The organism is Methylorubrum sp. B1-46 (genome assembly GCF_021117295.1).
GTDB lineage: Bacteria > Pseudomonadota > Alphaproteobacteria > Rhizobiales > Beijerinckiaceae > Methylobacterium.
The window spans coordinates 507,601-529,958 of record NZ_CP088247.1; the positions used below are offsets into that span (position 1 = coordinate 507,601).

General features: G+C 68.6%; 23 protein-coding genes. 19 read left to right on the plus strand and 4 right to left on the minus strand.

Features of this window, described 5'->3' with window-relative positions:
• Positions 1 to 63 precede the first annotated feature (63 nt).
• The 7 genes from LPC10_RS02465 to LPC10_RS02495 all read left to right on the plus strand — a co-directional run bounded on the left by LPC10_RS02465 (position 64) and on the right by LPC10_RS02495 (position 6,697).
• Positions 64 to 699: a molecular chaperone gene (locus LPC10_RS02465; protein ID WP_231346946.1), complete on the plus strand. Its 636-nt coding sequence runs from the start codon at positions 64 to 66 to the stop codon at positions 697 to 699.
• A gap of 75 nt (positions 700 to 774) precedes the next feature.
• Positions 775 to 1,020, plus strand: a complete 246-nt coding sequence (locus LPC10_RS02470; protein ID WP_003601742.1) for a formate dehydrogenase — start codon at positions 775 to 777, stop codon at positions 1,018 to 1,020.
• Between the two features lie 7 nt (positions 1,021 to 1,027).
• A complete protein-coding gene (locus tag LPC10_RS02475) occupies positions 1,028 to 3,970 on the plus strand; it encodes a formate dehydrogenase subunit alpha (RefSeq protein ID WP_231345318.1) in 2,943 nt (980 codons plus the stop codon).
• 17 nt (positions 3,971 to 3,987) lie between these two features.
• Entirely contained in the window at positions 3,988 to 4,584 is a 597-nt protein-coding gene (gene fdh3B / locus LPC10_RS02480) for a formate dehydrogenase FDH3 subunit beta (RefSeq protein ID WP_003605051.1), read from the plus strand.
• A 68-nt stretch (positions 4,585 to 4,652) separates the two neighbouring features.
• Positions 4,653 to 5,690 carry a formate dehydrogenase subunit gamma gene (locus LPC10_RS02485; protein WP_231345319.1) on the plus strand — a complete coding sequence of 346 codons (1,038 nt, stop codon included), beginning with the start codon at positions 4,653 to 4,655 and terminating at the stop codon, positions 5,688 to 5,690.
• A 94-nt stretch (positions 5,691 to 5,784) separates the two neighbouring features.
• Positions 5,785 to 6,030: a hypothetical protein gene (locus LPC10_RS02490; protein ID WP_108938527.1), complete on the plus strand. Its 246-nt coding sequence runs from the start codon at positions 5,785 to 5,787 to the stop codon at positions 6,028 to 6,030.
• A 43-nt stretch (positions 6,031 to 6,073) separates the two neighbouring features.
• A complete protein-coding gene (locus LPC10_RS02495) occupies positions 6,074 to 6,697 on the plus strand; it encodes a hypothetical protein (RefSeq protein ID WP_231345320.1) in 624 nt (207 codons plus the stop codon).
• Between the two features lie 214 nt (positions 6,698 to 6,911).
• On the opposite strand, the gene LPC10_RS02500 is transcribed toward LPC10_RS02495, so the two are convergent.
• Entirely contained in the window at positions 6,912 to 7,502 is a 591-nt protein-coding gene (locus tag LPC10_RS02500; protein ID WP_231345321.1) for a YgjV family protein, read from the minus strand.
• Between the two features lie 377 nt (positions 7,503 to 7,879).
• Between LPC10_RS02500 and LPC10_RS02505 the strand changes: the two genes are divergently transcribed.
• The 4 genes from LPC10_RS02505 (at position 7,880) to LPC10_RS02520 (ending at position 13,252) form a co-directional block, all read left to right on the plus strand.
• The gene (locus tag LPC10_RS02505; protein WP_231345322.1) at positions 7,880 to 8,128 is read left to right on the plus strand and encodes a hypothetical protein; all 249 of its coding nucleotides are present in this window, start codon (positions 7,880 to 7,882) and stop codon (positions 8,126 to 8,128) included.
• A complete protein-coding gene (locus LPC10_RS02510; protein WP_231345323.1) occupies positions 8,125 to 8,760 on the plus strand; it encodes a TetR/AcrR family transcriptional regulator in 636 nt (211 codons plus the stop codon). Before LPC10_RS02505 ends, LPC10_RS02510 begins: the two co-directional genes overlap by 4 nt.
• Positions 8,757 to 9,998, plus strand: a complete 1,242-nt coding sequence (locus LPC10_RS02515) for an efflux RND transporter periplasmic adaptor subunit (protein ID WP_231345324.1) — start codon at positions 8,757 to 8,759, stop codon at positions 9,996 to 9,998. The genes LPC10_RS02510 and LPC10_RS02515 overlap by 4 nt, the downstream gene beginning before the upstream one ends.
• Before the next feature lie 155 nt (positions 9,999 to 10,153).
• On the plus strand, positions 10,154 to 13,252 hold the full coding sequence (locus tag LPC10_RS02520; RefSeq protein WP_231345325.1) for an efflux RND transporter permease subunit: 3,099 nt from the start codon (positions 10,154 to 10,156) through the stop codon (positions 13,250 to 13,252).
• Positions 13,253 to 13,480: 228 nt separating this feature from the next.
• On the opposite strand, the gene LPC10_RS02525 is transcribed toward LPC10_RS02520, so the two are convergent.
• Complete coding sequence (locus LPC10_RS02525) at positions 13,481 to 14,440, minus strand: DMT family transporter (RefSeq protein WP_231345326.1); 960 nt, start codon at positions 14,438 to 14,440, stop codon at positions 13,481 to 13,483.
• A 108-nt stretch (positions 14,441 to 14,548) separates the two neighbouring features.
• Positions 14,549 to 15,640 carry a heat-inducible transcriptional repressor HrcA gene (gene hrcA, locus LPC10_RS02530; protein WP_108942741.1) on the minus strand — a complete coding sequence of 364 codons (1,092 nt, stop codon included), beginning with the start codon at positions 15,638 to 15,640 and terminating at the stop codon, positions 14,549 to 14,551.
• Positions 15,641 to 15,883: 243 nt separating this feature from the next.
• Here hrcA and LPC10_RS02535 point away from each other — a divergent pair, with 243 nt between their 5' ends.
• The 6 genes from LPC10_RS02535 to LPC10_RS02560 all read left to right on the plus strand — a co-directional run bounded on the left by LPC10_RS02535 (position 15,884) and on the right by LPC10_RS02560 (position 19,686).
• Positions 15,884 to 16,141: a hypothetical protein gene (locus LPC10_RS02535; RefSeq protein ID WP_231345327.1), complete on the plus strand. Its 258-nt coding sequence runs from the start codon at positions 15,884 to 15,886 to the stop codon at positions 16,139 to 16,141.
• 149 nt (positions 16,142 to 16,290) lie between these two features.
• Positions 16,291 to 17,004 carry a ribonuclease PH gene (gene rph / locus LPC10_RS02540; RefSeq protein WP_133090820.1) on the plus strand — a complete coding sequence of 238 codons (714 nt, stop codon included), beginning with the start codon at positions 16,291 to 16,293 and terminating at the stop codon, positions 17,002 to 17,004.
• Positions 17,001 to 17,636, plus strand: a complete 636-nt coding sequence (gene rdgB / locus LPC10_RS02545; RefSeq protein WP_231345328.1) for an RdgB/HAM1 family non-canonical purine NTP pyrophosphatase — start codon at positions 17,001 to 17,003, stop codon at positions 17,634 to 17,636. Before rph ends, rdgB begins: the two co-directional genes overlap by 4 nt.
• A gap of 246 nt (positions 17,637 to 17,882) precedes the next feature.
• Positions 17,883 to 19,061 carry a radical SAM family heme chaperone HemW gene (hemW, locus tag LPC10_RS02550; RefSeq protein ID WP_231345329.1) on the plus strand — a complete coding sequence of 393 codons (1,179 nt, stop codon included), beginning with the start codon at positions 17,883 to 17,885 and terminating at the stop codon, positions 19,059 to 19,061.
• Between the two features lie 107 nt (positions 19,062 to 19,168).
• A complete protein-coding gene (locus LPC10_RS02555) occupies positions 19,169 to 19,402 on the plus strand; it encodes an acetyltransferase (RefSeq protein WP_231345330.1) in 234 nt (77 codons plus the stop codon).
• Positions 19,399 to 19,686 (plus strand): type II toxin-antitoxin system RelE/ParE family toxin, encoded by a 288-nt coding sequence (locus LPC10_RS02560; RefSeq protein ID WP_231345331.1) that lies wholly within the window; start codon positions 19,399 to 19,401, stop codon positions 19,684 to 19,686. Before LPC10_RS02555 ends, LPC10_RS02560 begins: the two co-directional genes overlap by 4 nt.
• A gap of 19 nt (positions 19,687 to 19,705) precedes the next feature.
• On the opposite strand, the gene LPC10_RS02565 is transcribed toward LPC10_RS02560, so the two are convergent.
• Complete coding sequence (locus LPC10_RS02565) at positions 19,706 to 20,908, minus strand: penicillin-binding protein activator (RefSeq protein ID WP_231345332.1); 1,203 nt, start codon at positions 20,906 to 20,908, stop codon at positions 19,706 to 19,708.
• A 120-nt stretch (positions 20,909 to 21,028) separates the two neighbouring features.
• Between LPC10_RS02565 and rsmI the strand changes: the two genes are divergently transcribed.
• A complete protein-coding gene (gene rsmI / locus LPC10_RS02570; RefSeq protein ID WP_231345333.1) occupies positions 21,029 to 21,979 on the plus strand; it encodes a 16S rRNA (cytidine(1402)-2'-O)-methyltransferase in 951 nt (316 codons plus the stop codon).
• Positions 21,963 to 22,349: a YraN family protein gene (locus LPC10_RS02575; RefSeq protein WP_231345334.1), complete on the plus strand. Its 387-nt coding sequence runs from the start codon at positions 21,963 to 21,965 to the stop codon at positions 22,347 to 22,349. Before rsmI ends, LPC10_RS02575 begins: the two co-directional genes overlap by 17 nt.
• Positions 22,350 to 22,358 lie beyond the last annotated feature (9 nt).

The following is a 22,358-nucleotide window of genomic DNA, read 5'->3' on the forward strand; positions in this document are numbered from 1 at the left end:
TCTCAAACGCTTTTTATTATCGATCCAAACAAGGCGGCCCTTCTGATGGGTCCGAGGGACATGATGGGTTCGGTTGCGTCGGTGGTGGCACTTCCGGGAGATGAGGTGTCTGGGGTCGGCGGCCTGCCGGACGACATCGATCTCCTGCGCGCGGAGCAATACGATCTCCTGGCCGCCCTGCTCGGGCGTGCGCCGGACGCATCGCTGCTCGCTGCGCTCGCCGCGCTGAAGGATGGTGACGGCGTTCTCGGCCGGCAGGTCGCGGCGCTGCGCCGCGCGGCGTCCGAGACCGGATCGGACGCGGTCGAGCGCGAGTATTTCGCACTGTTCATCGGCGTCGGTCGCGGCGAGCTTCTACCTTACGCCTCCTACTACCTCACCGGCTTCCTCAACGAGCGTCCGCTCGCACGGGTCCGCGAGGATTTCGCCGCGCTCGGCATCGAGCGGAGCGAGGCCATGTGTGAGCCGGAGGATCACCTCGCGATCCTTCTGGAGGTGATGGCCGGGCTGGCGGCGGGCCGGTTCGATGCGGAACCCGGCATGCAGGCCCGCTTCTTCGCCCGCCACATCGAACCCTGGGCCGAGCGCTTCTTCACCGATCTGGAGAACGCGAAGGCCGGGCAGTTCTACCGCGCGGTCGGGGGACTCGGCCGCGCCTTCATCGAGATCGAGGCGGAAGCCTTCGCCATGGAAGGCTGAGGGTTTCGCGGTCGTGACAATCAGGTTTGAGGCGCGTTGCCCCAGTGCAGGCATCCGCCGGAGGAGACGAGGGTGATGCGACAGGATCCGAAGACGCTCGGTCGTCGCCAGTTCTTTCGGGCGCTCGGCGGCAGCACAGTGGCCGCCGCCGCTGCCGTCGCCTCGCCGATGGGGGCGACCGAGGCGCAAGCCTACGATCCCGGCAACGACGAGACCAAGGCCCGGTACCGGGAGAGCGACCACGTGAAGGCGTTCTACCGCACCAACGGCTACGAGACCCTCAAGAAGAACACCGATCCGGCGTCGACCGGTCCGAAGTGAGGCTGCCATGCTGATCAAGCGCAAGAGCGGCGAGGCTGCTCGCACTAAGCACCAGGCCGTCGCCGCCGGGCTCGCCGCCGGCGTGCTCGACCGCCGCGCCTTCCTCCGCAAATCCGGGCTGACCGCCGGCGCGCTCGCCGCCGCCGGCACGATCCAGCTCGGTTCGGTGCGCAAGGCGCAGGCTGCCGGCTCCTCCGCCGTCGGACCGGACACCGTCATCAAGAAGAACGTCTGCACTCACTGCTCGGTGGGCTGCACGGTGACGGCCGAGGTCGTCAACGGCGTCTGGGTCGGCCAGGAGCCGTCCTGGGCGAGCCCGATCAACCGCGGCACCCACTGCGCCAAGGGCGCGGCGATCCGCGAACTGGTCTCCTCCGACCGCCGCCTCAAGTATCCGATGAAGCTCGAAGGCGGGCAGTGGAAGCGGATCTCGTGGGACCAGGCCTACCAGGAGATCGGCGACAAGCTGATCCAGATCCGCGAGAAGAACGGCGCGGATTCGGTCTACTGGCTCGGTTCGGCCAAGTTCACCAACGAGGCCTCCTACCTGATGCGCAAGTTCGCGGCCCTGTGGGGTACGAACTCGATCGACCATCAGGCGCGCATCTGCCACTCGACCACGGTGGCGGGCGTGGCCAACACCTGGGGCTACGGCGCCCAGACCAACTCGTACAACGACATTCGCAACGCCAAGACGATGATCATCCTCGGCGGCAATCCGGCCGAGGCGCACCCGATCTCCATGCAGCACCTGCTGTCCGGCAAGGAGATCAACCGCGCGAACATGATCGTCATCGATCCGCGCTTCACCCGCACCGCCGCGCACGCGACCGAATACGTGCGCATCCGCTCTGGCACCGACATCCCGGTGGTGTGGGGCATCCTCTGGCACATCTTCCAGAATGGCTGGGAGGACAAGGAGTTCATTGCCCAGCGCGTCTACGCGATGGACGACGTGCGCAAGGAAGTCGCCAAGTGGACGCCCGACGAGGTCGAGCGCGTCTCCGGCGTGCCCGGCGAGCAGCTTCGTCGCGTGGCGGAGAAGTTCGCCAAGGAGAAGCCCGCCACCCTGATCTGGTGCATGGGTACGACCCAGCACACGGTCGGCACGGCCAACGTGCGCGCGCTGTGCATCCTGTGCCTGGCCACCGGCAACGTCGGCAAGCCGGGTACGGGCGCCAACATCTTCCGCGGCCACACCAACGTGCAGGGTGCAACCGATCTCGGCCTCGATGTGACGTCGCTGCCGCTCTATTACGGCCTCGTCGAGGGCGGTTGGCGCCATTGGGCCCGCGTCTGGGAGGTCGAGTACGAGTGGCTGCAATCGCGCTTCGATGAGGTTCCGGCGAAGGGCGGCCGCAAGGCCCGCACCCGCAAGGAGAACATGGAATCGCCCGGCATCACCTCGACCCGCTGGTTCGATGCCGTGAACCTGCCGCCGGAGCAGATCGATCAGAAGAGCCCGGTCAAGGCGTTCATGGTGTTCGGCCACGGCGGCAACACCGTGACCCGCATGCCCGAGGCGATCGAGGGCATGAACAAGCTCGAGCTGCTGGTCGTCGCCGACCCGCACCCGACCACCTTCGCCGCGCTCGACGCCCGGCAGGACAACACCTACCTCCTGCCGATCTGCACCTCGCTGGAGATGGACGGCTCGCGTACGGCCTCGAACCGCTCGCTGCAATGGGGCGAGCAGATCGTGAAGCCGGCCTTCGAATCGAAGAACGACTATGAGGTCCTCTACCGGCTCGCGGAAAAGCTCGGCTTCGCCGACAAGCTCTGCAAGAACATTAAGGTCGTCAACGGCATTCCGGAGGCCGAGGACATCCTGCGCGAGATCAACCGCGGAGGCTGGTCGACGGGCTATTGCGGCCAGTCGCCGGAGCGGCTGAAGGCGCATATGCGCAACCAGCACAAGTTCGACCTCGTGACGCTGCGCGCGCCCAAGGACGATCCGGAGGTCGGCGGCGACTATTACGGACTGCCCTGGCCGTGCTGGGGCAAGCCCGAGATCCGCCATCCCGGCTCGGCCATCCTCTACAACACCAATCTCCACGTGAAGGACGGTGGCGGTGGCTTCCGTGCGCGGTTCGGCACGGAGCGCAACGGCCAGACGCTGCTCGCCGAGAACTCCTTCTCGAAGGGCTCGGACCTGACCGACGGCTATCCTGAATTCACCTTCGGGGTGTTCAAGAAGCTCGGCTGGGACAAGGACCTGACGCCGGAGGAACTCGCGACGATCCTCAAGATCGGCGGCGAGAAGCCGGATACGGTGAGCTGGGCGACCGACCTCTCGGGCGGCATCCAGCGCGTCTGCCTCGAACACGGTGTCTCGCCGTTCGGCAACGGCAAGGCCCGGGCGAATGCCTGGAACCTGCCGGACCCGGTGCCGGTCCATCGCGAGCCGGTCTACTCGCCCCGGCCCGACCTCGTGGCGAAGTACCCGACGCGGCCCGACGAGCGGCAGCTGCGCATGCCCAATATCGGCTTCTCGGTGCAGAAGTCGGTGGTCGATCGCGGCGTGGCCAAGGACTTCCCGATCATCCTCACCTCGGGCCGGCTCGTCGAGTACGAGGGCGGCGGCGAAGAGACCCGGTCGAACCCGTGGCTCGCCGAATTGCAGCAGGACATGTTCGTCGAGATCAACACCGGGGATGCTGCCGATCGCGGCATCAAGGACGGTCAGTGGGTCTGGGTCTCGGGGCCTGAGAACTCGGCCAAGACCAAGGTCAAGGCACTCGTGACCGACCGCGTCGGCAAGGGCGTGGCCTTCATGCCCTTCCACTTCTCCGGTTGGTACCAGGGCAAGGACATGCGCGACTACTACCCGAAGGGCACCGACCCGGTGGTGCTCGGCGAGAGCGTGAACACCGTGACCACCTACGGCTTCGATCCTGTGACGGGCATGCAGGAAACGAAGTGCACCCTGTGCCAGATCGCAGCGGCCTGAGAGGAGCGACCCGAACTATGGCCCGGATGAAGTTCCTCTGCGACGCGGACCGCTGCATCGAGTGCAACGCCTGCGTCACCGCCTGCAAGAACGAGCACGAGGTGCCGTGGGGCATCAATCGCCGCCGCGTCGTCACCCTCAACGACGGCAAGCCCGGCGAGCGCTCGGTCTCGATGGCCTGCATGCACTGCACCGACGCGCCCTGCGCGGCGGTGTGCCCGGTGAACTGCTTCTACACGACGGCGGATGCCGTTGTGCTGCACTCCAAGGACATCTGCATCGGCTGCGGCTACTGCTTCTACGCCTGCCCGTTCGGCGCGCCGCAATATCCGCGAGTCGGGAACTTCGGTTCGCGCGGCAAGATGGACAAGTGCACCTACTGCTCGGGCGGCCCTGAGCCCGACTTCTCGACCGCCGAGTACGAGAAGTACGGCTCGAACCGTCTGGCGGAAGGCAAGCTGCCGCTCTGCGCCGAGATGTGCTCGACCAAGGCGCTGCTCGCGGGCGACGGCGAGATGATCGCCGAGATCTACAAGCAGCGCGTGATCAAGCGCGGCTACGGCTCCGGCGCCTGGGGCTGGAAGACGGCCTACCGCGAGACCGTCGCGATCTGATCCGGTGTCGGGTGCGGGCCTCCGGTCCCGCACCCGCGAGCTGTGACGACCCTTCGAAAGGAACGCCGATGCGGCGGGCGACGACCTTCCTCAGCACCTTTTTCCTGGCGGTAATGCTCCTCGCGGTGCCCGGTGCCTTTGGCCCGGCCCAGGCGCAGAATCCGATCCAGGCCGACGGCCAGAACCCGATGGGGGCCCGGCCGACCGCGGACTCCGTCAACGAGGAGTTCCTGTTCAAGCAGGAATCCAAGATCCGCGGCCGCGTCTCGATCCCCGACGGCAAATCGGCCAATCTGATCCAGCCGCAGGGCCGCGAGTACCAGAACTTCCGCGAGCGCTGGCTGCCCTGGATCGGCGCCATCGCCATCCTCGGCATGGTGGCCGCGCTCGGCGTATTCTTCCTGTTCCGCGGCCGGATCGTGATGGAGCACAGCCAGGAATCGGGGAAGAAGATCCTGCGCTTCAACGCCTTCGAGCGCTTCACCCACTGGATGACGGCGGTGTGCTTCATCATCCTGTCGCTGTCGGGTCTGAACTACATCTTCGGCAAGCGCCTGCTGATGCCGTTGATCGGCCCGGAGGCGTTCGGCGCCATCGCCCAGTGGGCGAAGTACAGCCACGTCTACCTCGCGTGGCCGTTCATGCTCGGCGTCGCCTTCATGTTCGTGCTCTGGATCAAGGACAACATCCCGAGCAAGGTCGACTGGGCTTGGATCAAGGCTGGCGGTGGCCTGATCGGCAAGGGTCACCCTCATGCCGGCCGCTTCAATGCCGGCCAGAAGGGCGTGTTCTGGATGGTTGCCGGCTTCGGCGCGGCGATGGCCGTCACCGGCCTGATGATGCTATTCCCGTTCGCGCTCACCGACATCAACGGAATGCAGGTGATGCAGGTGATCCACTCGGTGATCGGCATCGTCTTCATCGCCGGCATCCTCGCCCACATCTATATCGGCACGCTCGGCATGGAGGGCGCCTACGACGCCATGGGCAGCGGCAAGGTCGATCTCGCCTGGGCGCGCGCGCACCACGACCTCTGGGTCGAGCAGGAGCAGGCGCGCACCGGCAGCGGCCCGCAGCTCAAGGGCCATCCGGCTCCCGCGGAGTAAAGACAAAGGCGACCGGCGGCGTTTGCCGGTTGCCGTCTCTGGGCAACATTACCTGCGCTGACCGAGGCCCCAGGCCTCAAAGGACGCCACGACCATGAAAGCCTTCATCGCCGCCATCATCGCCGCAATCGCCCTCGGGGTGCTGGCGATGTTTGCGCTCACGAGCAACCAAAAGTTCGCCTATCAGGCCTTCGCCACCTCTGGCGCCCGCGTCTCTGAGCCCGGTACCAACCTCGTCGGACCGCGCTGGAACGGCGACCCGGCTCCGGACGAGTACGGCTCCGAGGCGGAACCGCACGGCAAGGCCGAGGGAACGGCCTCCCATCCGAAGCGCTCCTGAGCGTGAACCGACACGAAGAGCGGACAATCGACGGAGTGACCCGATGAAGCCCTCGTCCTTCACCCGCCATCTGGCCGGCGGCCTCGCGGCATCCGCGCTCCTCATCGGCGCAGCCGCGGCGCAGGACGCGGCGCAGAACCCGGCTCCGGCCGCTGCCCCTCAAGTCGCTGCGGGCAAGCCGGCCAATCTCTGCCAGGAACTGGTTGCCTTCGTGAAGCAGCCGGAGCCCGCCAACAAGGCGGCCACGACACCCCCGCAACAGGCCACTGCGGTCTCGAACCCCTCCGGCAAGACCGAGGGCGGCAAGCCTTCGGATGGCGGCGAGCCTCAGAAGTCTTCGGGCCTCAGCGGCGCCGTCAGCGAGACCGGCAATGGTCCCGCGCCAGGCAAGCAGACCAACAATCCGTCCGCCAATCCCTCCGGTAACCCTGCCACGAATCCGCATGCCAAGGCGAATGCCGAGGCGAAGAATCCCCCTCCTCCGGCGACGCCCGCTCCGGCTCCGAAGCCCGACCCGGCGACCATCGAGAAAATCGAGGCCGCGGCCAGCGCCAACGATCTCGCCGCCTGCCGGGAGGCGGCGCGCTCCATGCGGACCGCAGGCGTCGTCATGCCGCCGCCACTGCTCGCGCTCTCGGCGCTCGATTTGAAGTTCTTCCAGCAGTAACGCGAATAGACGGCGGAGCCTTTCGGCTCCGTCCCTCCCTCATCATACGGCACCCGCTTGACGGCTTCGGTGTCTCCCCTTGTCATTGCGCGGCGAAGCCGTGGCAAACCAGGACTCCGCATACTCCGGAGGTCTCGCGGGGTGGATCGCTTCGGCTCCGCCTCGCGATGACGGAGCGTGGCCGCATCCGGAGCGCCCAGCGAAATGGCGGCCCTCAAGCGGCGCCCGGAAGCGGTGCCGCCGGTCTTGCGGCAACGGCCGGCTTGGCCGCGCCGCGGATTAGCGCGATCACCAGAGCCGCGATCGTCAGCAGATCACAGGTCAGGCCGAAAACAGAGCCGACCAGCAGGTTGTGGAGCACCCAGCACGAGGACGCGCCGAGGAAGACGCGGCGCATGGTCTGCGCATCGCCCTGAAGCCGCGCCGTCGTCGCGAGCAGCGATCCGAGGCCGGCGCAGGCCGAGGGCCAGCCGTTCCAGGTGGCGAGCGTCAGGCAGAGCGCGACGAGGCTGCTCGCCACGAACAGCGGAGCGACCCAGGGCGCGCGGAAGTCCGGGCCGATCCACCGGGCCGCCACCACGCTCTGCATCACCGAAACCAGGCACATCGCCGTGCCGGTTTGCGCGCCGAGCCGCAGGAAGTGCAGCGCGAAGCAGGCCGAGCAGGCCGCCGAGGTGAGCAGGATCAGACTTCGCCGCGGCATCATCCCGCCGACGAAGCCGAGGCAGAGCCCCAGGCTTCCAAACAGGTCGAGGTGTTCACGCGCGGCATTCCACGCGAGGGGGGCGAAATCTACGGGGGACATGATGGGGGACTCGAACGACGCGTCCGTTATTCGTTTCGGCGATCGTTCCGTTGAGGCTTGTTCTTGCTTCTTGCTTCGCGGCGCGGTGAAAGCTTGGCGAAAGCAGTGCCGACCGAGCGTGGAACGGAGCCGGTCTTGGCCAATGCGCTATTCGTGCATGGTAAGCGGATCGTTAACGGGACGGAGCCCGTTCCAGAGCGTGGCCCTGCTGCCTCACCTCTGAAGCATCATCCTCTGCAGCCCGCGATGAGAATGAACGTTCATTGACATGAGAATGAACGTTCACTATCAACTCCGGGCAGCGTTGGAGTCGGGCCATGGGCATGGTTTTCGGAGATCGGGCGTCTTCCCCTCACGGGCTCGGTGGCGATCTCGCCGTGTCGCAGGAAGGCTTTAGCCCGCTGCGGCTCCTCCGGGCGGTCTGCACGCCCGCCAATCTGCTCGTCTGCGCCGTCGTGGCCTTCGGCTGGTTCGCGCTGATTGGCTGGACCGGTGCCGGGCCGGACGGCTGGCAGGCTCGGCTTTGCGCCGATCTCGACCTTCAGCCGCGGGCCTGCGCCGCCGTTCGACTGAACGTCGATGCGGATCGCACCGCTTCGCTCGGCACCGTAGGAACCTCATCATGAGTGCAGCGGCCGGCGCCGTCATCGACGCCCGCAACGGACAGGCGGCCCGGCGCGAGCATATCCTCGATGCGGCCGAGGCCTGCTTCGTCCGCAACGGGTTTCACCGTACCACGATGCAGGATCTCGCCCGCGAGGCTTCGATGAGTCCGGGCAATATCTATCGCTACTTCGATTCCAAGGAGGCGGTCGTCCTCGGACTGGCCGAGCGCGACCGCGAGCGCGGCGCCGTCCTTGTGGAGGCGATGGAGCGGTCGGGCGACAAGCGCGCCGCGCTGATGGGCGTGCTCGCCCGCTTCTTCCTCGACATCACCCGCGAGGCGGCGATCCTGCGCCTTGACGTCTGGGCGGAATCGACCCGCAACCCTGCCATCGGAACGATGGTCGAGCGCGGCGACGAGGACGGCCGCCTCTGGCTCATCGAGATGTTCGACGCGATCAAGACCTCGCCGGATTGCGATCCGGTCGCCCTGTTCGACGCGGTGGCACCGTTGATGAAGGGCATCATCGTCAGTCGCGCGCTCAGTGCCGACTACGATGCCGGCCCCGCCGTGACCCAGCTCCAGGCCGCGATCGATGCGGGCCTGTCCGGCATGCTTCCCCTCCCCCGCTCCGAGCAGGAGACCGGCCGATGAGAGCCGTCCGGCACCTCACCCTCCCCGCCCTCCTGCTCGCCGCCTCGGCGCTGGTGCCGGCGCGAGCGGAGACCGCGCCACCGCCCGCACAGACCGCACCGGCGCCCGTCGTCAGCGTGGTCGAGGCCGAGCGGCGCGAGATCGTCGAGAGCGTCGTCGTCACCGGGACGCTGGTGCCCCGCGACGAGATCCTGGTGACGCCGGAGATCGACGGCTATCGCCTCGTCGAGCTGCTGACTGAGGAGGGCATGCGCGTCGAGAAGGGTCAGGTGCTCGCCCGCCTCAACCGCGACCTGATCGACCGCCAACTCGCCCAGCAGAACGCGCTGATCGACAAGGTGTCGGCCGCCGTGCCTCAGGCCCAGAGCAGCATCGAGCAGGCGGAGGCCGCCGAACTCGAAGCGCGCCTCGCCTATGATCGCGCCAAGCAGCTGGTCCAGACCGGCATCACCACCGCGGCTGTCATGGAGAATCGCACCGCCGCCCTGCGGCAGGCGGAGGGTAAACTTGCCTTCGCCCGTAACGGCCTCGCCATGGCCAAGGCCGAGCTGGCGCAGGCCAAGGCCGTGCGCGACGAACTCGAATTGCGGCTCGCCCGCACCGAGATCCGCGCGCCGGAAGCCGGCATCGTCAGCCGCCGCACGGCGCGGGTCGGCATGGCGACCTCTTCGTCGGCTGAGCCGCTGTTCCGGCTGATCGCCCGCGGCGAGATCGAGCTGGAGGCTGAGGTCATTGAGACCAAGCTGCCGCTGCTGCGCGAGGGCGCCCCCGCCTTCATCGAGATCGGCGACGGCGAGCGCGTTTCGGGCAGCGTCCGCGCGGTCTACCCGGAAGTCGAGAAGGCCAGCCGCCTCGGCAAGGTCCGGGTGCGCCTCGATCCCGATCCGCGCCTGCGCATCGGCACCTTCGCCCGCGGCGCCGTCGAACTTGCCCGCACCCGCGGCGTCACGGTGCCCCAGGCTTCCGTCCTCTACGGCGGCGGCAAGCGCAGCTCTGTCCTCGTCGTCGCCGACGACCGGGTCGAGTCCCGCGAGGTCCGCACCGGCCTGTCGGACGAGGACGACATCGAGATCCGCTCCGGTCTGACCGAGGGCGAGCGGGTCGTGGCCCGTGCCGGCAGCTTCCTTCGCGACGGCGACCGCGTCCGTCCGGTTCCCCTCGCCCGGCAGGGCCAGACACCGGCCGCAATCTCCGCCGCGCCCTCGCCGCGAGCCACCGCCGACGCCGGCGCGCGCTGAGGCATCATACCAAATCCGGTTGATCCCTTCGGGATTGCGGATTTGGCTGTCGCTCAAGCGCCGCGCGGGCTTGCCGATCCGATCCCCGCTTTGATCAAGCGGTGACTGAATCACTCCCTCGGCCCCCTCGATTATCCTTCTAACCGGTTGCCCCGATGCGCTTGAACATCTCCGCCTGGGCGATCCGCAATCCGATCGCACCCCTCGTCCTGTTCCTCGTGCTGATGGTGCTCGGCCTCGTCAGCTTCCAGGGACTTGCGGTCACCCGCATGCCGAATGTGGACGTGCCGATCGTCTCGGTGGCGATCACGCAGAGCGGTGCCGCCCCGTCCGAGCTTCAGACCCAGGTAACGAAATGGGTCGAGGACTCGATCGCGGGCGTGCGCGGCGTCAAGCACATCACCTCGGCGATCACGGAAGGCTCCTCCGTCACCACGGTTGAGTTCCGGCTTGAGGTGAACACCGACCGGGCCGTCAACGACGTCAAGGATGCGATCTCGAAGATCCGCATCAACCTGCCCCGCACCATCGACGAGCCGGTCATCCAGCGCGTCGAGATCACCGGCCTGCCGATCCTGATCTACGGCGTGAAGTCGCCCGCGATGACGCCGGCCGACCTGTCGTGGTTCGTCGAGGACAAGGTCGCCCGCACTTTGCAGGGCGTGAAGGGCGTCGGCGGCGTCGAGCGTGTCGGCGGTGTCGCCCGCGAGATCCGCATCACGCCCCTGCCCGACCGGCTGCTGGCGCTCGGCATCACCGCGGCCGACGTCAACCGCCAAGTGCGCGTCACCTCCGCCGATCTGGCCGGCGGGCGCGGCGAGGTCGGCGGACGCGAGCAGTCGATCCGGACGCTGGCCGCCTCGCGCACCATCCGCGACCTGAAAGCCACCTCGATCGTCCTGCCCGGCGGGCGCAAGGTGCGCCTCGACGACCTCGCCACGGTCGAGGATTCGATCGAGGAGCCGCGCACCTTCGCTCGCTTCAACGGCGAGTCCGTCGTCGCCTTCTCGGTCTCCCGCGGCTCGGGCGCGAGCGATGCCGAGGTCGCGGCGGGCGTCGAGAAGAAGATCGCCGAGTTCGCCCAGAACTATCCCGACATCCAGTTCCAAGAGATCGACTCCTCGGTCGCGGCGACGCGGGGCAGCTACGCCTCGGCGATGCACACGCTGATGGAGGGCGCCGCGCTCGCCGTCATCGTCGTGTTCTTCTTCCTGCGCGATTGGCGTGCCACGCTGATCGCGGCGGTGGCGCTGCCGCTCTCGGTGCTGCCGACTTTCTGGGCGATGGACGCGATGGGCTTCACCCTCAACGGCATCAGCCTGCTCGCGATCACGCTCGTGACCGGTATCCTCGTCGACGACGCCATCGTCGAGATCGAGAACGTCGTGCGCCATATGCGGATGGGCAAATCGCCCTATCGTGCTTCGATCGAGGGCGCCGACGAGATCGGGCTCGCAGTCATCGCCATCACCGCGACCCTGATTGCGGTGTTCGCCCCGGTCTCGTTCATGGGCGGCATTGCCGGGCGCTACTTCATCCAGTTCGGCCTGACCATCGCCGTCTCCGTGTTCATGTCGCTGCTGGTGGCCCGCCTCATCACGCCGCTGCTCGCCGCCTACTTCCTGCGCGACCACGGCCACGCTGAGGAGCGGGAGGGTCCGATCATGCGCGCCTATACCCGCCTCGTCGGCTGGTCGGTGCGCCACAAGTGGATCACCCTGATGGCGGGGCTGGCACTGTTTGCCGGCTCGATCGTCTCGACCAAGCTCCTGCCCTCGGGCTTCATTCCGAAGCAGGACAACGCCCGCACCCTGTTCATGATCGAGCTGGCGCCGGGCGCCCGCCTGCCCGACACCATCGCAGTGGCCGACCGCGTGGTCGCGCGCATCCGCGCCCTGCCCGAGGTCACCTCGGTCTTCGTCGATGGCGGGCGACAGGCCGGCGGCAAGAAGGAGACGCGGCTCGCCACGCTGATCGTGAACCTGAGCCCGAAGAGCGAGCGCGCGAAGCGGCAATGGACCATCGAGTCCGAGATCGCCGGACTGCTGGCGCAGGAGCCCGACATCCGCTCCTGGACCCTGCGCGACAGCGGCCAGCGCGACCTCGCCCTCGTCGTCAGCGGCCCTGACGTGGACGTGGTGACGGACGTCGCCGCCCGGCTCCAGCGCGACATGGCGGCGATTCCGCACCTCGTCTCGGTGATGTCGACGGCGCCCCTGAACCGCACCGAGGTGCGCATCCGCCCGAAAGAAGGCGCGGCGGCCGATCTCGGCGTCTCGACCGACGTCATCGCCGAAACCGTACGCGTCGGCACCATCGGCGACATCGGCATCAACCTCGCCAAGTTCAACGCCAAGGACCGGCAGGTACCGATCCGGGTCCAGCTCCCGGAGAGCGCCCGCGGCGCGGTGGCGCGGCTCGAGAACCTCAAGGTGCCGGCCAAGAACGGCACGGCGGTGCCGCTCGCGGCGGTGGCTGACATCGAACTCGACCAGGGCCCCGGCGCGATCGAGCGCTACGATCGCGCCGTGCGCGTGGCGGTCGAGGCCAATATGGAAGGCTCCGACGCGCTCGGCTCGCTGATCGAGCAGGCGCTCGCCACGCCGACGGCGAGGAACCTGCCGCCGGGCGTCACCATTAAGCAGACCGGCGACGCCGAGATCATGCAGGAGGTGTTCTCCGGCTTCCTTCTGGCGATGGGCGCCGGCATCATGATGGTCTACGCCGTGCTGGTGCTGCTGTTCGGCTCATTCCTGCAGCCGCTCACCATCCTGTTCTCGCTGCCGCTCTCCATCGGCGGCGCCATCCTCGGCCTGCTGATCTGCCAGATGCCGATCTCGATGCCGGTCGTCATCGGCATCCTGATGCTGATGGGTCTGGTGACGAAGAACGCGATCATGCTCGTGGACTTCGCGGTCGAGGAGATGCGCTCCGGGGTCGATCGTGTCACGGCCATCGTCGATGCCGGGCGCAAGCGGGCGCGGCCCATCGTGATGACCACCATCGCCATGGCCGCCGGCATGGTGCCCTCGGCGCTGGCGCTCGGCATCGGTGGCGAGTTCCGTGCGCCGATGGCGGTGGCGGTGATCGCCGGACTAATCGTCTCGACGCTGCTCTCGCTGGTCTTCGTGCCGGCGGTGTTCCTGCTGATGGACAGCCTCGGCAACGGGATCGGGCGCGGGCTCGGCCGCTTCGTCGGACCCCGCGACGAGCCGGAGGACGGCCCCGTCCCGGTTGCCGCGACGCACCGCTAGCGCGGCAGCCCGATCCTCATCGCGCCCAATCGTGAGGCGCCTCGCCATCGCACCGCTCCCCTGAGCGCGCGATGACCGGCCGGCCCGTGCACCGCCCCCTTGCACGAGCCGGCCGGTCGTCTTTCGAGGATGACCCCGTCGGGCGTCCTCACACCCTTTCCGGTTGGTCACTTCGGGATTTGTCTCATCTCCGTCATCGCGAGCGAATGCGATCAAGCCGCGGTCGCATCAGATGTCCCGGCCCTGATAAATCTCAGGGGCGTCGATGCGCGGACTCCGAGCCCGCCGGAGGAGGCGTCCGTCGATCGCCGCGAGGCCGCAGCCGATGAGGACCATCCCGGCATAGTGAAGCATCTCCAGGCGCTCATCCAGCACGAATGCGCCGAGCAGGATGGCGGAAACCGGGATCAGGAAGGTGACGAGCAGAAGATTCGTGGCTCCGGCGCTCGCCAGAAGGCGAAAGTACAGAAGGTAGGCCAAAGCGGTCGACAGGATCGCGATGCCGACCACGGCGGCCCAGACCGACGCGCTCGGCATCGCCAGCGTCCACGGCCGGTCCACCACCAGCGCGACGGGCAGGAGCAGGAGCGTGGACGCCGTGACCTGTCCCGCGGCGGTCGCGAGCGGCGGCACCCCGAGACGGCGGAAGCGTCGTCCGAACACCCCGGCGCAGGCATAGGACAGAGCCGCGGCGAGCACCGCGATCTGTGACGCGAGGTGACTCTCCGTCCCGGAGATAGCGGAGGATCCGACCATCACGACGACACCGGCGAAACCGATCAGCATGCCCGCGAACTTGCTGACGGTCATGCGCTCATCGGTCGTGAACCAGTGGGCGACGAGGACGGTGAAGAGCGGGCTCGTCGCGTTGAGAATCGCCGCTAGGCCGGAAGCAATCTGCGTCTGACCCCAGACGATGAGGAGGAACGGCACGACGTTGTTGAGCAGACCCATGCCAACGAATGCACCCCAGACCGCGCGACCGCGCGGTCGATCGAGGCCGGCCAGCGGCAGGACGAGGTTGAGGATCAGCGCCGCGATCCCGACGCGCAGGACGACGAGTGTCAGGGGCGGCAGAGCGGAGAGAGCCACGCCGGTGAAGAAGAACGATCCACCCCAGAGCACGGATAGGGCGAGCAGCATCGCCCATTGAGTGGCGGACATCGGACGGTTGACGGCGGGCGACATCGAGGACTCCGGCAGGTGTAGTCACGCCCTGCCTACGGCGTCCCCCGGATGAGCCGCCTCCCGATTCCTGCTCTCGAATCCCGTTCTAAGGCCGATGGGCCGCGATCCTCATCGAGACCGGTCGAGCAATCCCGAGACCACCCGGGCGGTGTAGTCCACCATCGGCACGATGCGGGAATAGTTCAGCCGCGTCGGGCCGATCACGCCGACGACGCCGACGATCTTCTGCGCGCCGTCGCGGAAGGGGGCGGCGATCATCGACGAGCCGGAGAGCGAGAACAGCTTGTTCTCCGAGCCGATGAAGATGCGCACGCCGTCACCTTGCTCGGCCCGCGCCAGCAGCTCGATCACGTCCTTCTGCGTCTCCAGGTCGTTGAACAGCAGGCGGATGCGCTCCAGGTCCTCGGCCGCGCGCAGATCATCCAGGAGGTTGGCTTGGCCCCGCACGATGAGCTGGCGCGCCTCGGAGGGGCCGACCGTGGTGGCGAGCCCGGCATCGACCAGCCGCTCGGTCAGCGCGTCGAGTTCCCGCTTCATCGCCGTACGGCCAGCCTCAATGTCGGCGCGCAGGGCGTCCAACGTGCGGCCGCGCAGACGAGCGTTGAGGAAGTTCGACGCCTCCTGCAGCGCGCCCGCCGGGAGACCGGGTGGCAGATCGACCAGCCGGTTCTCCACGGTGCCGTCGATCGAGACCAGCACCACCAGCGCCCGGTCGGCGTCGAGGCGGACGAACTCGACATGCTTGAGCCCGGCATCGACCTTGGTGGTCAGCACCACGCCCGCCCCCCGCGAGATCCCCGACAGCAGCGAGGAGGCCTCGGCGAGCGCCGAATCGAAGGTGTGGCGCGAGGCCGCTGCCTGCATCTGCGCCTCGATCCGCGCCTTCTCGGCGAGATCGACATCGCCGATCTCCATCATCGCATCCACGAAGAAGCGCAGGCCGAGTTCCGTCGGCAGGCGGCCGGCGGAGGTGTGGGGCGCGAAGATGAGCCCCGAATGCTCCAGATCCGCCATGACGTTGCGGATCGAGGCCGGGGACAGGCTCATCGGCAGGATCCGCGCGAGGTTGCGCGATCCCACCGGCTCGCCGGTGGTCACGTAGCTCTCGACGATCTGCCGGAAGATTTCGCGGGCGCGCTCGTTGAGGGCGGAGAGCGCTTGGGGCTGCGGTTGCACGATCGGCTGAACGGTTTCGACCAAGGACACGAAAAACCTGACGAATGATTGTGGGCGCTTGCGGGCCGCCGATCAATCCTCGCGCTTCGCGACACGACGGCAGGGGATACCGAACGCGTTTAGTCGGCAAACGTGACCGGACGAGGGATCATTCGGTGCTCTCAGGTCGTTTCTCGGTCAGGGCCGCGCTTTCGAGCGCGAACCCGCCTACCCGTCATTCAAGCGAAAATGGAGCTCCCGACAGTGCTTACAGGCGCACGAAAGACCATGGTCAAGGCCGCCGCCCTGGCGATCGCGGTGACCGGCCTCGGGCTCGCCTCGGCGCCCCGCGCCGCACAGGCCGCTCCGCTCCCGATTCAGACCGAGGCGGCCACGGCAGGGGATGCCATCGAGCAGGTGCAGTACCGCCCGCACCGCCACTACCGCCGGCATTATCACCACCGCCGCCACATGCACCGCCACCACCGCTTCCACCATCCGCGCCATCATCACCACCGCCGCTATCACCATCACCGCCGCTGGTGACCGGCCGGCAGGGCTGAGCATGGAGGGGCTGCCGTCGCGAGACGGCAGCCCTTTTCGCTTCCGAATGGACTGAGACCATCGGGCGGTTGCCGCGACGGCCGCCAGCGCCTAAGAGGCCGGGCTTCGAATTTCGACACGGAGCTGAACGGATGCGTCCCTCGAAGCGCGCGGCGGACGCGATGCGCGACGTCACGCTGGAGCGGGCGGTCGCCCGCTACGCGGAAGGTTCCTGCCTCGTCACCTTCGGCAACACCCGTGTGCTCTGCACCGCCTCTCTGGAAGAGCGCGGCCCGCCCTGGCTGCGCGGCTCCGGCAAGGGGTGGGTCACGGCGGAATACGCCATGCTGCCCCGCGCCACCCACGAGCGGACCCGCCGCGAGGTCAATTCCGGCAAGCCGTCGGGCCGCACGCAGGAGATCCAGCGGCTGATCGGCCGCTCGCTTCGGGCCGTCACCAACCTGCCCGCGCTCGGCGAGCGCCAGATCACCATCGATTGCGACGTGATCCAGGCCGATGGCGGCACCCGCACCGCCTCGATCACCGGCGCCTGGGTGGCGCTGCACGATTGCCTGGCCTGGATGCGTGCCCGCTCGATCATCTCGGTCGATCCTCTGAAGGACCACGTCGCGGCGGTCTCCTGCGGTATCTACAAGGGCCAGCCGGTGCTCGACCTCGACTATGCCGAGGATTCGGCCGCCGAGACGGACGCGAACTTCGTCGTTACCGGAAAGGGCGGCATCGTCGAGGTGCAGGGCACCGCCGAGATGGAGCCGTTCACGGACGAGCAATTCCTCGAATTGCTGCGGCTCGCCAAGGGCGGGGTGGCGCAACTCGTCGAGCTGCAGCGGAAGGCCATCGCGTGAGTGGGCATCGCATCCTCTCCGGCAAGGTCGTCATCGCGACCCACAATGCCGGCAAGCTCGTGGAGATGCGCGAGTTGCTAGCCCCGTTCGGCGTCGAGGCGGTCTCGGCCGGCGAACTCGGGCTGTCCGAGCCCGACGAGACCGGAACGATGTTCGCCGAGAACGCGGCGATCAAGGCGCACGCCGCCGCCAAGGCCTCAGGGCTGCCGGCCTTCGCAGACGATTCCGGGCTCTGCGTCAACGCGCTCGACGGGGCGCCGGGCCTGTTCTCCGCCCGCTGGGCCGGCCCGAACAAGGACTTCAACGGCGCCATGGCGCGGATCGCCGACGAGCTCGACCGGCGCGGCGCGAGCGACCGGCGCGCCCACTTCGTCTCCGCCCTCGTCCTCGCTTGGCCGGACGGGCATACCGAGCTGTTCGAGGGCCGCGTCTTCGGCGACCTCGTCGCGCCGCGCGGCGCGCTCGGCTTCGGCTACGATCCGATGTTCCGCCCGGAGGGCATGGATCGGACCTTCGGCGAGATCTCGTCCGAGGAGAAGCACGGCGTCGATTGGCAGAGCGGCAACGCGCTGTCGCACCGGGCGCGGGCGTTCGTCCTGCTGGCGAAGGCGTGTCTGCGCCGGCCGGGTTGAGCTTTCGCACGCGGTCCAACGTGCTTACATCCGGCTGATAGGACGAAGTGCGCGCCGGTCGCACGGCGCCGATCCCACTTGCACCCTCATCCGGAGGTGCCGCGAAGCGGCCTCGAAGGATCCTCCAGTCTTCGCGCGATCCCTGGAGGATCCTTCGAAGCTTCACTCCCGCTTCGCACCTCGGGATGAGGGCAGCGGATCAGACGGCCGCACCGCCCGAGCGGCTCGATCACACAAGACAGGCCGATGCTCCCCGCGACACCGCCCGACCATCCGACCCGCGATGCGGGGTTCGGGATCTACCTTCACTGGCCGTTCTGCGCCGCGAAGTGCCCCTATTGCGACTTCAACAGCCATGTCCGCCATGCCGGCGTGGATCAGCCGCGCTATCTCGCCGCCTTCCGCCGCGAGATCGCCCACGCCGCAGCGCTGGCCCCGGGGCGGACCGTCACCAGCATCTTTCTCGGCGGCGGCACGCCCTCGCTGATGGCGCCGGAAACGGTGGCCGGCCTGCTCGACGCCGTGGCCGGCGCCTGGGCGATCGCGCCGGATGCCGAGGTGACGCTGGAGGCCAACCCCACCAGCGTCGAGGCGACGCGCTTTCGCGGCTACCGATCGGCTGGCGTCAACCGCGTGTCGCTCGGCGTCCAGGCGCTCGATGACGGCGACCTCAAGCGGCTCGGGCGGCTGCACAGCGTGGCGGAGGCGATGGCGGCGGTGCGCACCGCCGCGGCGCATTTCGAGCGCTTCTCCTTCGACCTGATCTACGCCCGGCCCGAACAGACGCCGGATGCCTGGGCCGCCGAGTTGCGGCGGGCGATCGATCACGCCGCCGAGCACCTCTCGCTCTACCAGCTCACGATCGAGCCCGGCACGCCGTTCTTCGGCCTCGCCCAGGCCGGCCGCCTCGTGCCGCCCGACGACGACATCTCCCGCGCCCTCTACGACGTGACACAGGAGATCTGCGAGGCCGCGGGTCTGCCCGCCTACGAGATCTCGAACCACGCCCGCTCCGGCGCGCAATCGCGCCACAACCTGCTCTACTGGCGCTACGGCGAATATGCCGGGATCGGCCCCGGCGCCCACGGCCGCCTCGTCCTGCCGCAGGGCCGCACCGGCACGCTGACCGAGAAGGCGCCGGAAGGCTGGCTCGCCCACGTCGAGCGCGAGGGCCACGGCATCGTCGAGACGGAAGCGCTGTCCGCCGAGGACCAGGGCGACGAGTTCCTGATGATGGGCCTGCGCCTCGCCGAGGGCATCGACCCCGCCCGCTACGCGGCGCTGAAGGGCCGGCCGCTCGAGGCCGGGCGCCTCGACGCGCTGGTGGCGGACGGCCTCGTCGCGCGACGCGCCGACGGCCGCATCGCCGCGACCGCCCGCGGCGCGCCGGTGCTCAACGCGGTGGTGGCAGAGCTGGCGGGCTGATCCTGACTCTTCGGCGGATGCCGTTCGTGCTAGACCGAACGCATCGTCCCGGAAGGTAGTCACCGGCTTTCGGAACATGACGACGCTCTCGATCGAGGAGGATCTTCATGGTCGATATCTTGGATCGTGCCATGGAAGCCCTGCGTCGGATGCCGGCAGGCGAGCGGGAGAGTCTGGCGCAAGCCATTCTCACGGTTGCAGATAACGAGATCCCGCTCGACGTCGACCCGGAGCATCTTCCAGCCGTCCTGGAAGGGCTCGCGCAAATCGAACGCGGTGCCTACAGCGAGGGTGAACCCGAAGGTCTCGTCGCCGCCGCGTTTCGACGCAGCGTCCCGTGAAACTACGCCTCTCTGCACGGGCGACTGACGATCTCGAAGGGATCGCGGCCTATCTGGAAGCGCGCGATCCGCAGGCCTCCCGCCGCGTCGAGCAGCAACTCGCCGCAGCTCTGCGTGGGCTCCTAAATCATCCGAGAGCCGGGCGACCTGTGGGTCGCGGGTTACGCCGTATCGCCGTCCCGCGCCTGCCCTACCTGATCTACTATCGGATCGATGAAGCCGCCGACGCGATCGGAGTCGCTACGATCCGACATGCGGCGCGACGACCGATCAATCCGATGTAAGCGACCCTTGCCGGAACCCTCAGATCCCCGACGGCCCGAGCACCTTCGGCGCCGGACTGACCAACATCGCCGCGTTGTCGCGGATCTCGTAGACCGCCAGCGTCCGCTCGCTGACGCCCTCGGACGAGAAGCGGAAGGTGCCGTCGAGGCCGGAGAAGCCCGCCGGATTGGTCAGCGTCGCATCGGCGAAGCGCTGCGAGCCGTACTGGCGCACCAAGGCGACGGTGAGCGAGACGGCATCGTAGCCGAGCGAGGCGGTGCGAGGCGGCGCCGCCCCGAACCGCGCCTGGTAGCGCTGCGCGAAGTTGGAAAAGCCCGCCATGTCGGGCGCGGCGAAACGCGCGCCCTGAAAAGCCGGCTGCGCGGTGACGCGTGGGTCGTTCCACAGGGCGAGGCCCAGCGGGCGCACGCGGGCCGGCGTGAACCCGACCTTCGTGAGCGCCGGCGCCACGGTCAGCAATCCTTCGGCGGTGTCGGGCACGAACAGCGCATCGGCCTGGGCGCCGCCGCCGGCGATCACCCGGCGCAACCGCTCCACCGCGGCGCCGGGATTGCCGGGGGGATAGCGCTCGATGCCGACGAGCCGCGCATTCCGCCGGGCGACCGCCTCGCGGAACTGCGCCTCGACGGCGTTGCCGTAGGTCGTCTCAGGGATCAGGGCAGCGAAGGAGCGGCGCCCGCCCGCGATCGCCTCGTCGACGATGCGATCCACCTCCGATTGCGGCAGGAAGCTGATGAGGTAGACGCCGCGAGCCGCCACCGCCGCATCGGTCGAGAAGGCGATGACCGGCTTGCCCGCCGCGCGCGCCGCGCTCCCCGCCGCCTGGACGCTGCCGGCAAAGAGCGGGCCCAGTACCATCTCGGCGCCCTCGGCGAAGGCCGCCTGCGCGGCTTCGCGCGCGCCGTCCGGCGTGCCACGATCATCCTTCACGAGGATCTGGAGGTTGGGCTTCTGGAAATCCTCGTAGGCCAGTTCTGCGGCGTTGCGCAGGGCGGTGCCGACGGCGGCGCCCTGACCGCTCAACGGAACGATCAGAGCGACCTTCACCGAGCCCGTGCCGATGATGGTGCCGCCTGTCACAGCCGGACCGGGCTCGCCCGCCGGCACCTGTGCGGCGGGTCGCGGCGCGTCCGGAACGCCGATGCAGCCCGCGAGGGTGAGCCCGAGGCCGAGCAGCGCCGCTCCCGCGCGAACCGCCCACCGTCCGCCGCGTCGCGTCATCGCGATCCCCTTGCCGAGCGCAATCCAGGGTCACGATGCGGAGGGGCCGGTGAAAAGTAAATGTGAGGCCGTGCCTTTCCCCGGTCTCCAAAGGCCTTCGGCCGTGGCATTGTCGCGGCGATGACACAGCGACTCGACAAGCGCCCCGAGGGAAAGCCCCGCGGCCCCGCCACCTTCACTGCCTTCGGCCTCGCCGCCGAGGCGGAATCCCTTTCGCCGGGGCTCTACGTGGTGGCCACCCCGATTGGTAACCTGCGCGACGTCTCGTTTCGCGCCCTGGCGACGCTCGCCGCCGCCGACGCGGTGCTGGCCGAGGATACTCGCGTCACCCGCACCCTGCTGATGCATTACGGGATCACGACGCCGCTCGTGTCCTATCACGAGCACTCGAACGAGGCGGTGCGCGAGCGGATGGTGATGCGCCTCAAGGCCGGCGAGACCCTGGCGCTCGTCTCCGATGCCGGCACGCCGCTGGTCTCGGATCCCGGCTTCAAGCTGGTCCAGGCGGCGATTGCCGCCGGCATCCCGGTGACGCCGATTCCCGGCCCCTCGGCGGTCATGACGGCCATCGTCGCCGCCGGCCTGCCGACCGACCGCTTCTTCTTCGAAGGGTTCCTGCCGCAGAAGTCGGGCGCCCGGCGCAACCGGCTGGAGGCGCTCGCCGCCATCCCCGGCACCCTGGTGGTGTTCGAGTCGCCGCACCGCCTCCCCGAGATGCTGGCGGATGCCGCCGCTACCCTCGGTCCCGAGCGGCCGGCGGCGGTCGCGCGCGAATTGACCAAGCTCTACGAGACGATCCGCCGCGACAGCCTCGGCGGTCTGGCCGCGATCTTCGCGGAGGAAGGACCGCCGAAGGGCGAAGTCGTGGTGGTGATCGGCGCCGCGCCCGAGGACGCCGCGGCGCGGGAGACCGACACCGGGCTCGATGCGCGGATCGAAGCGGCGCTCGCCCGCCACTCGATCAAGGATGCGGCGGCGCTCGTCGCTGACGAGACCGGCCAGCCCAAGCGGGTCGTCTATGCCCGGGCTCTGGCGCTCGCCCGCCGGTCGGACGATGAGACCTCCGCCTGATCGGGAGGCGCGCCGTCGCGCCACCTATGGCCGCGGTCTCTCGGCCGAGACGTGGGCCCTCCTGGCCTTGATGCTCAAGGGCTACCGGCCGCTCGCCCGCCGCTTCGCGGCTTCAGGCGGAGAAATCGACCTGATCGTGCGACGCGGGCGGACGGTGGCCTTCGTCGAGGTCAAGGCTCGCGCAACCTTCGATGCCGCGGCCATCGCCATCGACGCCCGCAAGCGGGCGCGCCTGTCACGGGCTGCGCGGACTTGGCTCGGGCGTCATCCGTTGCCGGCGGACACGACCCTGCGGGCGGATGCGGTGTTCGTGGCACCGCGCCGCTGGCCGCGCCACCTGGTGAACGCGTTCGAGATCGAAGGCTTGTGAAGCGCAGGC